The sequence below is a fragment of the Catellatospora sp. IY07-71 genome (assembly GCF_018326265.1).
Classification (GTDB): Bacteria; Actinomycetota; Actinomycetes; order Mycobacteriales; family Micromonosporaceae; genus Catellatospora.
On record NZ_AP023360.1, the window covers coordinates 3,412,414 to 3,427,052 of the forward strand.

Below are 14,639 nucleotides of genomic sequence, written 5' to 3' on the forward strand. Positions count from 1 at the left end.
CCCTTGTTAGGAGCAACCCCGTGTCCGCACCCCCTAGCTCCGCGCTGTCCTCGGCGCTGGCCGCCGACCGGCTCGGCTCGGCCTCGGTCGCGTCGTTCGCGCTGACCGCGGCCGCCCCGCTGATGGTCATCGGCGGCGTCATCGTCGCCGGCTGGGCCAACGTCCAGGTCATCGGCTTCCCGCTGGGCATCCTGCTGATCGGCGCCGCGCTGGCGCTGTTCACCTTCGGCTACGTGGCCATGTCCCGGCACATCCGCAACGCCGGCGCGTTCTACTCGTACATCTCGCAGGGCATCGGCCGCCCGGCCGGCGTCGCCGCCGCGCTCGGCGCGGTGCTGGCGTACAACCTGCTGCAGGTGGGCCTCTACGGCATCTTCGGCGCGGCCGGCTCCGGCCTGCTGGCGATGATGTTCAACGTCGAGATCTCCTGGTGGATCCTCGCGCTGGTGGCGTGGCTGGCCGTGACCGTGCTGGGCCTGTCCCGCGTCGAGATCAACAGCACCCTGCTGCTGGTCGTGCTCGTCGCCGAGCTGGCGATCGTGCTGCTGTACGACGTCGTGTTCCTGGCCAACCCGGCCGACGGCCTCAGCTTCGCCGCGTTCTCGCCGGACAACCTGTTCGTGGGCGGCGCGCTGGGCGCGGTGCTGACGGTGACCGTGACCGCGTTCGTCGGGTTCGAGGCCCCGCCGGTGTTCGCCGAGGAGTCGCGCGACTCCAAGCGCACCATCGCCCTGGCCTCCTTCGGCGGCCTGGCCGTCATGGTGTTCGTGTACGCGCTGACCGCGTGGGCGCTGACCGTGGCCACCGGCCCGGACAACATCGTGGGTCAGGCGCAGGAGCACGCCGCGCAGGCCGACCTGATGTTCGTGCTGGCCGGCGAGCACCTGGGCTCGTTCTTCGCCGACGCCGGCAACGTGCTGCTGGTGACCAGCGCCTTCGCGGCGATGCTGTCCTACCACAACACCGTGGCCCGCTACACCTTCTCGCTGGCGCGTGAGGGCGTGCTGCCGCGCTCGCTGGCCCGCACCGGTGCCCGCTCGGGCGCGCCGGTGGCGGCGTCGATCCTGCAGAGCGTCATCGGCCTGCTCGTGATCTCGGTGTACGCGATCTTCGAGCTGGACCCGTTCACCCACCTGTTCTTCTGGCTGGGCATGACCGGCGGCTTCGGCGTGCTGCTGCTGCTCGCGGGCACCAGCGTCGCGGTGGTGTTCTACTTCGCCAGGGACAAGCGCGGCGAGAGCCTGTGGACCCGGGTCATCGCCCCGGTGGTGTCGGCGCTGTTCCTGATCTGGGCGGTGCAGCAGACGGTGCGCGACTACGGCACCATGCTCGCCGTCGAGGAGGGCGACCCGGCCGCGTGGATCCTGCCGGGCCTGTACCTGCTGCTCGCGGTCGTCGGCGTGATCTGGGCGCTGGTGCTGCGCAGCAGCAAGCCGGCCCTGTACGAGGCGATCGGCAAGGGTGTCGAGGGCGGCCGGACCGAGGTGTCGGCCCCGGCCGCCGAGCGGGTGCCGGTATGACGAGCGACCAGGCGGCGCAGACGTCGGCTGTCGACGTCGTCGCCGCCGGGGCGCTGATCGCCGAGGCGTTCGCCGACCTGCCGACCGCGCAGTGGCTGGTGGCCGACCGTGACGTGCGGGTGCGCCTGCTGGGCGAGCAGTTCAGCTGGTTCGCCGAGCACGGGCTCAAGCACGGCGTGGTGCACACCATCGGCGACGAGGCGGTGGCGGTGTGGTTCGACAACACCGCCGACGCCCCGTGGATCGACCGGTACGACGAGCGGCTGGACGCGCTGGTGGGTGACCGCCACCCGCGGTTCGCCATGCTGGACGCGACGTTCGCCGAGAACCACCCGCACGGGCCGCACTTCCACCTCGCGCTGCTGGCCACCCGGCCGGATCGACAGGGCACGGGGCTGGGCGGGCGGCTGCTGGAGCGCCAGCTGGCCAGGCTGGACGAGGCGGGTGTCGCCGGATACCTGGAGGCGGCCGAGCCGCGTTCCGCGGCGCTGTACGCCCGGTACGGGTTCGAGCCGCTGGGTGAGCCGTTCTACCTGCCGGAGGACGGCCCGCCGATGTTCCCGATGTGGCGCGAGCCCCGCTGACGCGCGGCTGACGCAGCGAAGCCCCGCTCCCGGGAGCGGGGCTTCGTTCATGCCGCGTGCAGGTTCTTCGCGGTGGGCGAGACCGGCACGGTCGCCGGGTCGGGGCAGGTGCCCAGGAGGCGGTCGGCGGTGCCGCTGGTGGTCACCGTGAACCAGTAGTGCTCGTTGCGGTAGTGGTGCAGCCGGTGGTTGCGCCAGACGGCCTTGTAGAGGCGGCTGCGGGGCCGGTGGTCGCTGTGGACGAGGTAGTGGGTCCACTCGTAGGCCAGGCCCACCGCGGCGACGGCGGCGATGAACGTGAGCGCCTGGCCGAGCCGCGGGAAGGCGAGCAGTGCGGCGGCCGTGTATCCGGCGATGACGGCCAGCAGCGAGCGCCACGGGATGAACACCAGCGGGACGTCGCGCGGGTCGGCGTGGTGGCGGCGGTGGTCGCGGGCCAGTTCGGTGTCCAGCGTCAGCCTGCCGACGTGGCGCGGGCGCCAGTGCAGGACGAACACGTGGATCACCCATTCCAGCAGGGGGAACAGCGCGACCAGGACGGCGGGCGCCCACAGGTCGGTGCGCTGCCAGCCACCCTCGGCCAGCCGCCAGGCCACCGCGGCGGCCAGCACGGTGAGGATGAGCCAGGGGCTGGGGTGCCGCCAGAACCGGCCGAAGACCTGTGCCAGGGGTACGGCGGTGCGGCGTGCTCCGGTGCCGGCCTCGTCGGCGGCCAGGCGGCGGCGGGCGGCCTGCTCGGCGGCCCGGCGGTCGTCGGGGGTCACGGCCGGTCTCCGTCCAGGGTGTCGATGGCGCGCAGCAGTTCGCGGGTGGCGTTGCCGAGCAGGTCGTGTGCCAGGCGGTGGGCGTCGTCCGGGCGGGCGGCGACGATGGCGGCGGTGAGCGCGCGGTAGTCGCCGACCCGGTCGACCTCGGCCGCCATCACGGCGGCCAGGGCGGGCAGCGCGGGCTCGTACGCGGCGCGCAGGCTGTTGAACATCAGCCGGAACGCGATCGAGTCGGCGGCTTCGACGACGTGCTCCCAGAAGGTGAGCGCGTGCCGCTGCCGCCCGACCGGGTCGGTGTCGGCGGCCAGCTCGGCGACGGCCAGGTCGAGCACGTCGGCGGCGGCGGGTCCGCCCCGGGTGGCGGCGAGTTCGGCGACCTTCGGGCCGACGGCCAGGCGGGCCTCCAGGATGCTGCGGGCCACGGACAGGTCGATGCCGCCACCGGGCAGCAGCAGGTGGGGGAGCAGGTCGAGCCCGCCGGAGCGGCGGAAGTCGGTGACGGTGGTGGCGCCGCCCTGGCGCACGTGGACGAGGCCGGCGTGGGCCATGCGCTGCAGCGCCTCGCGTACGGCGGGGCGGCTGACGCCGAGCGCCTCGGCGAGGCGGCGTTCGCTGGGCAGCGGCTGCCCGGTGGGGTAGCCGCCGTCGACGAGTTCGCGCAGGAGCTGGTCGTAGACCTCGCCGGGCAGGGAGCGTCGCTGTATGCGTTCCAGGGCCATGCGTCCACGGTGCGCCTGCTTGGTCAGGTGGTCAAGTGGTCAGACCAGTTATGGCACAACATGAATGCGATTACATGAATACATGCATGGACTCGTGCATCGGGTTGCTGTTTACTGTCTGCGGTTTCCGCCGCATGGGGGGCGCGGTATAACGTACGTCCTTTGTGGACACACGGCCCCTCGGAGGCGGGTCTTGACGGAGCTATCTATCGGCCGCGAGCAGGCGGCCGCGGCACGTGACTTCGCGAACCAGCTGCGCTGGTGGCGCAGTATGCGCGGATATTCGCAGGGCAGGCTGGCGCAGCGCATGCCGCACAGCGAGGCGACCATCGCCAAGGTGGAGTCCGGCGAGCGCTGGCCCACCGAGGACCTGGCCCGCCGCTGCGACGAGGTGCTGCAGACGGGCGGCGCGCTGGCCGTGCTGTGGCCCGCGGTGCGCGCCGAGCAGCAGGCCAGTGACGGCCGCCGGCGCCGGCGGCGCGACGACGACGGCGGCTCCGTGGCCGACGCGCGGCGGCTGCTGTCGATGGTGCTCGCCGACACGAATCTGTCGGCGACTCATCCATTCGTCCGGGAGGCTTTGGCTGCATTGGACAGTGCGGACAACTAGCCGTCGCCTGCATCTGTCCGGGCAGGACTCCTTTTCGGGAAGGCATTAGTAGTCGCCAATGGGAGCGCGGGCGTGTGCGTCACGCCACTCTCGGTTGAACATTGGACGACTTCTGGAGGATCGGCAATGTCCGTGCTAACGCCTGACGCGGCGGCCACGGGGGAGGCGGCCACGCCGGCCGGCGATCCCGATCTCAGCAAGTTCGGGTACACCCCGCAGCTGCGCCGTTCGCTGAGCTTCACCGATCTGCTGTTCTACGGCCTGATCTACATGGTGCCGATCGCCCCGTTCGCGATCTTCGGCTCGGTGTACCAGGCGTCCTCGGGCATGGTGGCGCTCGCGTACGTGGCGGGCCTGGTCGTCATGCTGTTCACCGCTTCGTCGTACGCGCAGATGGTGCGGGCGTTCCCGATCGCCGGCTCGGTGTACAACTACGCCGGGCGCGGCATCCACCCGGCGGTCGGCTTCGTCGCCGGCTGGGCCATCATGCTCGACTACTTCCTGGTGCCCGGCCTGCTGTACCTGGTCGCGTCGGTGACCATCAACGGCGCGGTGCCCGGCGTGCACGCGGGGATCTGGCTGGTCGGCTTCGTCGTCATCAACGCCGTCATCAACTACTTCGGCATCCGGCTCACCGCCGTCGCCATCAACATCATGATCGCGGCCGAGCTGGCCGTGCTCGGCATCTTCCTCGTGATGGGCGTCATCGGCCTGGCCGAGGGGCGCGGCAACGGCGACTGGACCACCGCGTTCTTCAGCTCCGACAACTTCAGCTTCGGCCTGGTGCTGGGCGCGGTGTCGGTGGCGGCGCTGAGCTTCCTCGGCTTCGACGGCATCTCGATGCTGGCCGAGGAGAGCAAGGGCGGCGCCCGCCAGGTCGGCCGGGCCATGTCGGTCGTGCTGCTGCTGGCCGGTCTCATCTTCATCGCCCAGACCTGGGTCGCGTCGCTGTTCGTCGCCGACGGCGCCGCGCTGATCGCCAGCGAGGACCCGGGCGAGGTCGGCAACGCGTTCTACGCCGCCGCCGAGGCTGCCGCGGGCGCGCCGTGGCTGGCCACGCTGTGCCTGGTCGCCACCGCCATCGCGTGGGGCCTGCCCGACTCGATGGTGGCCCAGACCGCGCTGTCGCGCCTGCTGTTCGCCATGGCCCGCGACAAGCAGCTGCCCGGCTTCCTGGCCAAGGTGTCCAGCCGCCACGCCTCGCCGGTCAACGCCGTGCTGTTCACCGCCGTGATCTCCCTGGCCATCTCCGGCACCGCGCTGTACTACCTGCTGGAGCAGGAGAAGGACACCATCACCCTGATCGCCACCATGGTGAACTTCGGCGCCATGGTCGCCTGGCTGATGCTGCACGCCGCCGTGATCTGGCACTACGTCGTCCGCAACGGCAGCCGCAACTGGCTGCTGCACCTGGTCGTGCCGCTGGTCGGCGCCGGCCTGCTGATCGCGGTGCTGGTGCACATGCAGCTGCACTCGCAGATCACCGGCCTGATCTGGGTCGGCCTCGGCCTGGTCGTGCTCGGCGTGCTCTACGCCATCGGCCGCCGCCCGAAGCTGTCGGGCATGGGTGGCGAGTAACCGGTGGGGGAGTTCATCGAGTTCGACCCGACGCCGGAGCAGCTGGCCTACACGTTCGGCGGCAACCCGCCGGTCGCGAAGGTCCGGCCCGGGGACGTGCTGAAGATCCGCACCGAGGACTGCTTCGGCGGCGTGGTGCGCGGCTTCGGCGACCTGCCCTCGCAGGTGTGCCGGTTCCCGTACCTCAACCCGGTCACCGGCCCCTTCTACGTGGCGGGGGCGGAGCCGGGCGACACCCTGGCCCTGCACTTCGTGTCCATCACCCCGGCCCGCGACTGGGCCGTGTCCAGCACCTTCCCGCACTTCGGGGCGCTGACGTCGACGTCGCACACCGCGACGCTGCAGCCGCCGCTGGAGGAGCGGGTCTGGGTGTACGACCTCGACCTGGCCGCGGGCACCGCCCGCTACTCGGCCCGCAACTGCGAGTTCGTGGTGGACCTGCCGCTGGACCCGATGCACGGCACGGTCGGCGTCGCGCCGGGCGCGTTCGAGGCCCGGATGACGATCACCCCCGACGCGCACGGCGGCAACATGGACACCCCCGAGCTGCGCGCGGGCGTCACCGCGTACTTCGGCGTCAACGTCGAGGGGGCGCTGTTCGCCGTCGGCGACGGCCACGCCCGGCAGGGCCACGGCGAGGTGTCCGGCGTCGCCGTGGAGGCGGCCATGGACACCGTGCTCGTCGTCGACCTGATCAAGGGCGTGTCCACGCCGTGGCCGCGGCTGGAGTCCGACACGCACCTGATGGCCACCGGCTCGGCCCGGCCGCTGGAGGACGCGTACCGGATCAGTCAGCACGACCTGGTCACCTGGGTGTCCGAGCTGACCGGCCTGGACCTGCTGGACGCGCTGCAGCTGGTCAGCCAGGCCGGTGAGGCCCCGGTCGGCAACGTCTGCGACACCAACTACACGATGGTCGCCAAGGTGGCGAAGTCGTACCTGCGCGCGAGCGGGTACGACGGCGTGCACGCGCGGCTGCGGGCGGCCGGCGCGGCGTACCGCTGAGGGATTTTCACAGTGATGTGGCCGGGGCGATGGCCCCGGCCACATCGCGTTTCCGGGGTCCATTGGGGGGAATCGATGGCAGAGCTCGCGCTGGCCGATGAGCTGTTCCACATGGCGCACGACGAGTACAGCGGCAAGGTGCGGATCAGCGGCGACATGCTCGGCTGTGGCCTGGCCGCCGCCGCGCTGGGGGAGCTGCTGCTGGCGGGCACGCTCGCGGTGACCGACGGCAAGCTGGCCGGGTGGACCGCGCGACAGACCGGCGACCCGGTCAACGACCAGGTCGTCGCCCAGCTGCAACGGGTCGGCGCGGGCCACGCGCTGCACCACTGGATCGCCCACCTGCGCCCCGACGTCACCGAGCTGGTCGCCTACCGCATGGCCGGACGGGGCCTGATCCGGCGCGAGACCTCGCGCACCTTCACCGGGCGTACGCAGGTCCGCTACCCCGCCGCCGACGCGATGGCGGCCACCCGCCCCGCGGTCCGGCTCGGCTTCCTGCTCAGCCGGCCCACGGACTTCGACCCCCACTCGACCCTGCTCGCCGCCCTGGCCAGCGGCGTGGGCATCGACATCGTCGCCCCGTCCCTGTCTGCCGCGCAGGTCCGCGACCGCCTGACCCAGCTCCAACGCGCCCTCCCACCGGACCACCGCGACCTGGCCAAGTCCCTGGACACCGCGGTCGCCGCGGTCGCCCTCCAGTCCCACGCCTGAGCCCTCGGCCTGCCGGTCGGCCACCCGGCCCCGCCCGCCGGGCGAAGATCGCTATCTCGTGTCAGAACCAACGCCGTTGACTTAAGGATTTGATCGCCGCGTCAAGGCCGTCTCGGCTGGCGATATGGAACGGGACTCCTCAATATCAGTTCGACCAAGAATTGACCCGAGGAGTCCCGTTGCAGCAGCAGTCTGCCATCACGCGCACGATCACGGTAGCGGCCGGGGCGTTCGCGCCGGGCCATCTGGGCGAGCTGACCCAGGTTCTCGACTTCGACCTGGTCGATGCCGTGGCAGCCGAGACCGGCACCACGCAGCGGCGGGTCAGGCTGTTGCCGACCCGGGTGCTGATCTTCTTCGTGCTGGCGCTGGCGCTGTTCGAGCCGTGCGCCTACCGGCAGGTGTGGGCGAAACTGGTCGCCGGTCTGCGCGGGCTCGCGGTGGCCTGCCCGAGCGCGTCGGCGCTGACCCGCGCCCGCCGCCGCGTCGGCCCCAAACCGCTGCGCGCGCTGTTCGAGGCGGTCTGCGGCCCGGTGGCCTGGCCCACGACGGGGCCGGCGTTCTGGCGCGGGTTTCGCACCGTCGCCGTGGACGCCACCACCCTGCACGTGCCCGACCGGCCCGGCACCAGGACGCGCTACCCCAAACGCCAGGGTCCGGCGATGACGTTCAGCTACCCGTACCTGCGGCTGGTCGTGCTGGTCGAGTGCGGCACCCGCGCCCTGCTCGGGGCGGCGTTCGGGCCCGAAAGCGCCGGTGAGCATGTCTACGCCCGCCGGCTGCTGGACAAACTCGACGCCGGGATGCTGCTGCTGGCCGACGCCTACTACGACAGCTGGAAGCTACTGGCCGACATCGCGGCCACCCGCGTGCAGTATCTGTGCCGCTCCGGTGCCGGCCGCGTCCCGCTGATCCTGACCCGGCTATCCGACGGCTCCTACCTGTCCGTTCTCGGCCACGGCCGGCTGAAGGTCCGCGTCATCGAGACCTGGGTCGAGATCACCCACGCCGACGGCGTCGTGCGCACGGAGCAGTGGCGGCTGATCACCAGCCTGCTCGACCACACCCGCTACCCCGCGGCCGACCTCGTGCAGCTCTACCACCAGCGCTGGCAGGTCGAGACGACCTACCTGTCGATCAAGTCCACGATCCTGGACGAGCGGGTCCTGCGCTCCCACCACCCCGCCGACATCGACCAGGAACTCTGGGCCCTGCTGACCGTCTACCAGACGATCATCCGGATCACCGTCGACGCGGTCGACGCCCTGCCAGACGTCGACTACCACCGGGCCAGCTTCACCGTCGCCCTCGAAACCGCACGCGACCAGGTCGTCACCGCCGAAGCCGTCATACCACCACCCGGCCACGCCGTACTGGTCGGCGCCATCGGACAGGCCGTGCAGGACAACCTGCTACCCGCCCGACGACGCCAACGCGCCAAAGCCCGCAGCCGCAAGAACCCGACCAGCAAATACGGCCCCAACGCCGGCAAACACCCGCAGCAGACCCAGACCTACACCTTCCACGCCACCGTCACCATCTTCGAAGAAGGCTTGACAGCCCGCTCAAATCCTTAAGTCAACGGCGTTGGTGTCAGAACCTCTGGTCAGACCGCAGGTTCTGACACGAGATAGCGATCTACTCGACGATGACGCGGTTCGGCGGGCGGGAGATCTCCCTGGAGCAGCCGGGCGCGCCCTTGCACGACGACGCGACGGCCGAGCAGCTCCGCGAGCTGGTAACCAAGGGCGCGCTGACGGGCCTCGTCCTGAGCAGCGACGACGTCCGAAGCCTGTACGAGTCCCTGAAGGCGGGTGGCTTCACCGGCTTCACGCAGGAGCCAACTGACCACTTTTACGGCACCGACATGGGTATCCGCGTCAGCTTCTAAGGCACGGGACAAGCCAGTCCCCGGACGCGGCGACAGATCGCCGGGCGGCGGCGCCCGAACGAGTGATCCCGTGCCTCACCTCTGCCGGCGGACGAGGCCTCTCAACAGTTCGTTGGCTACGCATCGTCACGTCGGACAACATGCAGAACCGCAACGTCATGCTCGGTCGTTATGGGATTTACGAATGGCTACAACAGTGGGTTGTCGCCCAACCAGGAAATGAGGTCCGGCCCCTTGTCGACCGTTAGGGCTTTGATCATGGGTCCGGTCCGGCCACAGCACCTGCAGTGGCTAGCCGGGGAATGCGGCTACCATCCGTGACAAAACTTCAGCCTCGTCCGGTTGGCCCACGGCACGATGACGTCCTGAACTGCCGATGCGGAGGCGGCTCCGACAGAGCGTGTGGCCGGGATGCCACTGCAAGCCGGGTGTCAGTCCTCCCAGACACGAACATCTGGCGATACATCGTGGACGCGGACGCCGTTGAAGCGGTCCGCAGGGCAGCCAAGACTGCTGGCGTTGACGTGGTCGCATGTCCCGCCGTCGTCTACGAGTGCCTACGGATGTCCGACCGCGAGACGAGACGGCGGCTAGCGAAGGCCGGGTCTGCTGCACCGATAGGTGACATCTGAGATGGCTTGCCCTGCGGGTGAGCTGGAAGGATGTCGCTGTGCCCAAGCCCTACCCCCGAGAGTTCCGTGACGACGTCGTGCGGATCGCCCAGAACCGTGATGCCGGCGTGACGGTCGAGCGGATCGCCAATGACTTCGGCGTCCACCCGATGACGCTGTTCAAGTGGATGCGCGCCGCCGACGTCGACGCCGGGATCCGACCAGGAGTGAGCAGCACCGAGTCCGCGGAGCTCCGCGAGGCGCGCAAGCGGATCAAGTTGTTGGAGCAGGAGAACGAGGTCCTGCGCCGGGCCGCGGCCTACCTGTCGCAGGCGCACCTGCCGGGAAAAGGATCTACCCGCTCGTGACCGATCTGGCCGCCGACGGCATCCCCGTCGCGGTGACGTGCCGGGTCCTGAAGATCACCCGCCAGCACTACTACCGGTGGCTCGCCCGACCAGTCACCGACGCCGAGCACACCCAGGCGTGGCGAGCCAACGCCCTGCACGACGCCCACCGCGACGACCCCGAGTTCGGCTACCGGTTCCTGGCCGACGAGGCCGCAGCGGCCGGGCAGCCGATGGCCGACCGCACCGCGTGGAAGATCTGCTCCGGCCACGGCTGGTTCAGCGCCTTCGCCCGCAAGCGGCGCGGCAAGGGACGCAAGGTCGGCCCACCGGTGCACGACGACCTGGTCCGGCGCGACTTCACCGCGCCCGGCCCGAACCGGCTGTGGCTTGCCGACATAACCGAACACCGCACCGGCGAGGGCAAGCTCTACCTGTGCGCGATCAAGGACGCCTGGTCCAACCGGATCGTCGGCTACTCCATCGACTCGCGCATGAAGTCCCGCCTGGCCGTGAACGCGCTGCACAACGCCACCGCCCGCCGCAACGGCGTCGCCGGATGCGTGGTGCACACCGACCGCGGCAGCCAATTTCGATCAAGGAAGTTCGTCGGCGCGCTGCACCGGCACCGCATGCTCGGCTCGATGGGCAGGGTCGGCGCGGCCGGTGACAACGCGGCCATGGAGTCGTTCTTCGGCCTGCTGCAGAACAACGTCCTGGACCGCCGGTCCTGGACCACCCGCGAGCAGCTGCGTACCGCGATCGTGACCTGGATCGAACGCACCTACCACCGGCGCCGCCGGCAGCGCCCGCTGGGCAAGTTGACCCCTGTCGAGTTCGAGACCATCATGACCCCACAGGCCAGTCAGGCCGCGTGACTACACCTGTCACCTATCGGTGCAGCAGACCCGCCCTAACCCGTGACGCATGGCTACGGCCAATGCCGGAGGCATTCGTCGAGGCCGAGGACCTGCGTGGGGAGATCACGCGCCTCCACCCCGAGTGGCTTGTGGCGCGACCCGATACACGAGATTGGCATCAGAACAGGAGCGACTGGCTCAGCGGCTTTTGGCGACGTGTACGGCGCGAGACCGATTCAATGGCAAAGATTGTATCGAAGGTCGATAATGGCGCGCTCGATCGGGCTCGTGGCGAGTCAAAGGTCGCGCGCAGCACCGCGCGCGAACTGGGACACACGATGCAAGCACTTCGGTTGGAAACCGCCCGCGCCTGGTATACGCACGAGGTTGACGGTTGGGATGGCGAGCCGTTTGACGCGTGGCGTGGATTCGGTGAAGTGCATTGGCGGCAGGCGTTGATCCAGCGCCAGAGTCAAACCGCGCTTGACTGGTTGGAGCCGTGGGTTGACCTCAACCGAGTCCGCGCTGAACACCCCGGCTGGATTGCCTTCTGGACTCGAGAGTGCCTAATGGAGAGGCTGCCTCGTGAGTGGCTCCGTTGGGCGATGTCGGAAGTGCAGGCGTTGCGCAAAGTGACCCCCGGAACGCCGGTAGACAACCAGATTGCCACTTACTTAATTGACTACGACGTCTTCGTGACCGGCGATCGAGCCTTCGCAGAGTGCGTCGAGGTCATCCGACCTCACTCGCCGGCTTCACTGGCAACTACATCCGTATCCCCGGCGGGAGACGGCGCCGTCGATCACCTGCTCGGTCTGTTTGAGAAGTCTGCCAGACAGCAGCATGAGCGCTGCCAGCTGCTGGTGCCATGAAGACAGACGTGCACGACCGGCGAGCAGCGCGCTGTCTGCTGGCTATCGTCGCTCAGGGTCTGCTGGTGCCGCTGTGACCAAGGCCGTGTCGACGAGGGCGAGCAGCGGCCGGCCGGGGTGGTCGATCCAGTGCTGGATGGCCACGCGGAGGCTGGTCATGAACGTGGCGGCGAGCAGGCGTGAGCGCAGTGGCAGGTCGCGGCCAGTGAGGCGCTGGGCGATCTGATCGGCGAGTTCACGTTCGATGGCGGTGTACGCGGCGATCTGCTGGGCGGCCAGGGACGGGTGGCGGCGCAGCTCGCGGCGCTGGGCGAGCCAGCCTGGGTCGGTGTCGGCGAAGGTCTCGGCGGTGAGCTGCCGGGCGGCGGCGGTGAGCGCGTCCCACGGCGCGGTGCGGGGGTCCTGCTCGTGCAGGAGCTGGACGAGGCGGCGCAGGCGGACGGTGTCGCCGTAGGCGATGGCCTCCTCCTTGCTGGAGAAGTGGTTGGAGAAGGTGCGCCGGGAGACCTCGGCGGCGTCGGCGATGGCCTCGACGGTGACGTGGTCGAGTCCGTGCTCGGCGGCCAGGCGCAAGGCGGCGTGGTGCAGGGCGAGGCGGGTGGCCTCCTTCTTGCGTTCGCGCAGCCCCGTGGGTGTGGTCACGACCACAGATTAGCGGTCGGAGCGTGCTTCCCATTGGGAAAACTTGCGCAATGGGAAACCATTATGAACGCTGGGGCGTGCAGGCCCCGTGCGCGCACCGGCACCGCCTTGCCGACCGCGCGCGGGGCCCGCAGCCCAACCCCCGGAACCACCTTGGAGGCGTGCGCATGAGCGCACCACAAGCCGTCGACGCGTCCGCCGCGGCACCGAAGACCACCCGGCAGACGATCGAAGCCCTCAGCGGCCTGCTGCTCGTGCTGTTCGTGGCGATGCTGTCCGGCACCGTCGTGTCGATCGCCCTGCCGAAGATCATCGGCGCGCTCGAGGGCACCCAGACCCAGTACACCTGGGTCGTGACCGCGACCCTGCTCACCGCCACGGCAGCGACGCCGGTGTGGGGCAAGCTCGCCGACCTGTTCAACAAGAAGCTGCTCATCCAGGTCGCCATCGGCATCTTCGTGGTCGGCTCGGTGGTCAGCGGCTTCGCCCAGGACGCCGGCCAGCTCATCGCGGCCCGCGCCTTCCAGGGCCTGGGCGTCGGCGGCCTGCAGGCGCTGGTGCAGGTGGCGATCGCGGCGATGATCCCGCCGCGCGAGCGCGGCCGCTACAACGGGTACCTGGGCGCGGTGATGGCGCTGGCCACCGTCGGCGGCCCGCTGCTGGGCGGCCTGATCGCCGACACGTCCTGGCTGGGCTGGCGGTGGTGCTTCTTCATCGGCGTCCCGATCGCCGTGATCGCGATGCTGGTCCTGCAGTTCACCCTGCACCTGCCCACCGTCAGGCGCGACGACGTGAAGATCGACTATCTGGGCATCACACTGATCAGCTCCGGGGTCAGCCTGCTGCTGATCTGGATCTCGTTCGTGGACCACTCGTTCGCCTGGCTGTCCTGGCAGACCGCCGCCATGGCCGGCGGCTCGGTGCTGCTGCTGGCGCTGGCCACCCTCGTCGAGTCGCGGGCCGCCGAGCCGGTCGTGCCGCTGCACATCGTCACCAGGCGCGGCACCGCCCTGGCCATCCTGGCCAGTCTCGCCGTCGGCATGGCCATGTTCGGCGGCGCCGTCTTCCTGGGCCAGTACTTCCAGATCGGCCGCGGCTACACCCCGACCGAGTCCGGCCTGCTCACCATCCCGATGATGGCCGGCGTGCTGACCTCGTCCATCGTCTCCGGGCGGATGATCACCCGCAGCGGGAGGGTCAAGCCCTACATCGTGACCGGCGCGATCGTCCTGGTCGGCGGCTTCGCCATGCTCGGCACCATCGACCACCTCACCCCGCTGTGGTTCGTCGGGCTCGGCATGTTCGCCGTCGGCGCGGGCGTCGGCATGAGCATGCAGAACCTCGTCCTGGCCGTGCAGAACTCGGTCGCGCTCAAGGACATGGGCGCGGCCAGCTCCTCCGTCGCGTTCTTCCGCTCGCTGGGCGGCACCATCGGCGTCTCGGTGCTCGGCGCGATCCTCGCCAACCGGGTCACCGACCAGATCACCCACGACCTGGCCGCGGCCGGCATCCCCACCGGCGGCGGCTCGGCCGGGGGCGGCAGCCTCAACATCGCCGCGCTGCCCGAGCCGATCCGGCACATCGTCACCGCCGCGTACGGCGACGCCACCGGGCACATCTTCATCGTGTCCGCGGGCATCGCCGTGGTCGGCGTGATCGCGGCGCTGCTGCTCAAGCCGGTGACCCTGCGCTCCAGCATCGACCTGCCCGACGCCGCCCGCACCGCCGCCGTGGCCGCCGACGCGATCGACGGCGCTCCCGCCTTCGACCAGGTCGAACTCCAGCCCGACGGCGCCGGAGACAACCGCCCGGTCACGGCGCGCTCGTGACGGCGCACGCCTGACGCTCAGGGCCGCCGCGGACGTCCGCGGCGGCCCTGAACTTACGGCCGTGGGCGCAACCAGGCTGGAGGAATGAAG

At 70.2% G+C, this 14,639-nt stretch carries 14 protein-coding genes; 11 read left to right on the forward strand and 3 right to left on the reverse strand.

What is annotated here, in order from left to right; translation table 11 throughout:
- The first annotated feature begins 20 nt into the window (after positions 1-20).
- Both CS0771_RS15620 and CS0771_RS15625 read left to right on the forward strand, forming a co-directional pair.
- The gene (locus CS0771_RS15620; RefSeq protein ID WP_212841653.1) at positions 21-1,520 is read left to right on the forward strand and encodes an APC family permease; all 1,500 of its coding nucleotides are present in this window, start codon (positions 21-23) and stop codon (positions 1,518-1,520) included.
- Entirely contained in the window at positions 1,517-2,104 is a 588-nt protein-coding gene (locus tag CS0771_RS15625) for a GNAT family N-acetyltransferase (protein WP_212841654.1), read from the forward strand. Before CS0771_RS15620 ends, CS0771_RS15625 begins: the two co-directional genes overlap by 4 nt.
- A gap of 47 nt (positions 2,105-2,151) precedes the next feature.
- Here the strand turns inward: CS0771_RS15625 and CS0771_RS15630 are convergent, their stop codons facing one another.
- Together CS0771_RS15630 and CS0771_RS15635 are read right to left on the reverse strand one after the other, a co-directional pair.
- On the reverse strand, positions 2,152-2,868 hold the full coding sequence (locus CS0771_RS15630; RefSeq protein WP_244870811.1) for a sterol desaturase family protein: 717 nt from the start codon (positions 2,866-2,868) through the stop codon (positions 2,152-2,154).
- Complete coding sequence (locus CS0771_RS15635) at positions 2,865-3,590, reverse strand: FadR/GntR family transcriptional regulator (RefSeq protein WP_212841655.1); 726 nt, start codon at positions 3,588-3,590, stop codon at positions 2,865-2,867. Before CS0771_RS15635 ends, CS0771_RS15630 begins: the two co-directional genes overlap by 4 nt.
- Before the next feature lie 193 nt (positions 3,591-3,783).
- On the opposite strand from CS0771_RS15635, the gene CS0771_RS15640 reads away from it, so the two are divergent.
- The 8 genes from CS0771_RS15640 (at position 3,784) to CS0771_RS15675 (ending at position 12,078) form a co-directional block, all read left to right on the forward strand.
- Positions 3,784-4,200, forward strand: coding sequence for a helix-turn-helix transcriptional regulator (locus CS0771_RS15640; RefSeq protein ID WP_212841656.1), 417 nt, complete (start codon positions 3,784-3,786; stop codon positions 4,198-4,200).
- Positions 4,201-4,332: 132 nt separating this feature from the next.
- Positions 4,333-5,778, forward strand: coding sequence for an APC family permease (locus CS0771_RS15645; protein WP_371821584.1), 1,446 nt, complete (start codon positions 4,333-4,335; stop codon positions 5,776-5,778).
- Between the two features lie 3 nt (positions 5,779-5,781).
- Positions 5,782-6,783 carry an acetamidase/formamidase family protein gene (locus CS0771_RS15650; protein WP_212841658.1) on the forward strand — a complete coding sequence of 334 codons (1,002 nt, stop codon included), beginning with the start codon at positions 5,782-5,784 and terminating at the stop codon, positions 6,781-6,783.
- Positions 6,784-6,858: 75 nt separating this feature from the next.
- Entirely contained in the window at positions 6,859-7,497 is a 639-nt protein-coding gene (locus CS0771_RS15655) for a GPP34 family phosphoprotein (RefSeq protein WP_212841659.1), read from the forward strand.
- 179 nt (positions 7,498-7,676) lie between these two features.
- Positions 7,677-9,074 (forward strand): IS4 family transposase, encoded by a 1,398-nt coding sequence (locus CS0771_RS15660; RefSeq protein ID WP_212839295.1) that lies wholly within the window; start codon positions 7,677-7,679, stop codon positions 9,072-9,074.
- Between the two features lie 71 nt (positions 9,075-9,145).
- Positions 9,146-9,388, forward strand: a complete 243-nt coding sequence (locus CS0771_RS15665) for a hypothetical protein (protein WP_212841660.1) — start codon at positions 9,146-9,148, stop codon at positions 9,386-9,388.
- Positions 9,389-10,058: 670 nt separating this feature from the next.
- A protein-coding gene (locus CS0771_RS15670) for an IS3 family transposase (RefSeq protein ID WP_212841661.1) occupies positions 10,059-11,224 on the forward strand; the annotation gives its coding sequence in 2 pieces (ribosomal slippage) (positions 10,059-10,343 and positions 10,346-11,224; 1,164 coding nt in all).
- A gap of 221 nt (positions 11,225-11,445) precedes the next feature.
- Positions 11,446-12,078, forward strand: coding sequence for a hypothetical protein (locus CS0771_RS15675; RefSeq protein WP_212841662.1), 633 nt, complete (start codon positions 11,446-11,448; stop codon positions 12,076-12,078).
- A 42-nt stretch (positions 12,079-12,120) separates the two neighbouring features.
- On the opposite strand, the gene CS0771_RS15680 is transcribed toward CS0771_RS15675, so the two are convergent.
- A complete protein-coding gene (locus tag CS0771_RS15680; RefSeq protein WP_212841663.1) occupies positions 12,121-12,720 on the reverse strand; it encodes a TetR/AcrR family transcriptional regulator in 600 nt (199 codons plus the stop codon).
- Positions 12,721-12,887: 167 nt separating this feature from the next.
- On the opposite strand from CS0771_RS15680, the gene CS0771_RS15685 reads away from it, so the two are divergent.
- Complete coding sequence (locus tag CS0771_RS15685; protein ID WP_212841664.1) at positions 12,888-14,549, forward strand: MFS transporter; 1,662 nt, start codon at positions 12,888-12,890, stop codon at positions 14,547-14,549.
- The last annotated feature ends 90 nt before the right edge of the window (positions 14,550-14,639 follow it).

Excerpts from the sequence above, each read along its gene's own strand:
- CS0771_RS15625 (WP_212841654.1), top strand. The coding sequence starts at position 1,517 with ATGACGAGCGACCAGGCGGCGCAGACGTCGGCTGTCGACGTCGTCGCC.
- CS0771_RS15635 (WP_212841655.1), bottom strand. The coding sequence starts at position 3,590 with ATGGCCCTGGAACGCATACAGCGACGCTCCCTGCCCGGCGAGGTCTAC.
- CS0771_RS15655 (WP_212841659.1), top strand. The coding sequence starts at position 6,859 with ATGGCAGAGCTCGCGCTGGCCGATGAGCTGTTCCACATGGCGCACGAC.
- CS0771_RS15665 (WP_212841660.1), top strand. The coding sequence starts at position 9,146 with ATGACGCGGTTCGGCGGGCGGGAGATCTCCCTGGAGCAGCCGGGCGCG.
- CS0771_RS15675 (WP_212841662.1), top strand. The coding sequence starts at position 11,446 with ATGGCAAAGATTGTATCGAAGGTCGATAATGGCGCGCTCGATCGGGCT.
- CS0771_RS15685 (WP_212841664.1), top strand. The coding sequence starts at position 12,888 with ATGAGCGCACCACAAGCCGTCGACGCGTCCGCCGCGGCACCGAAGACC.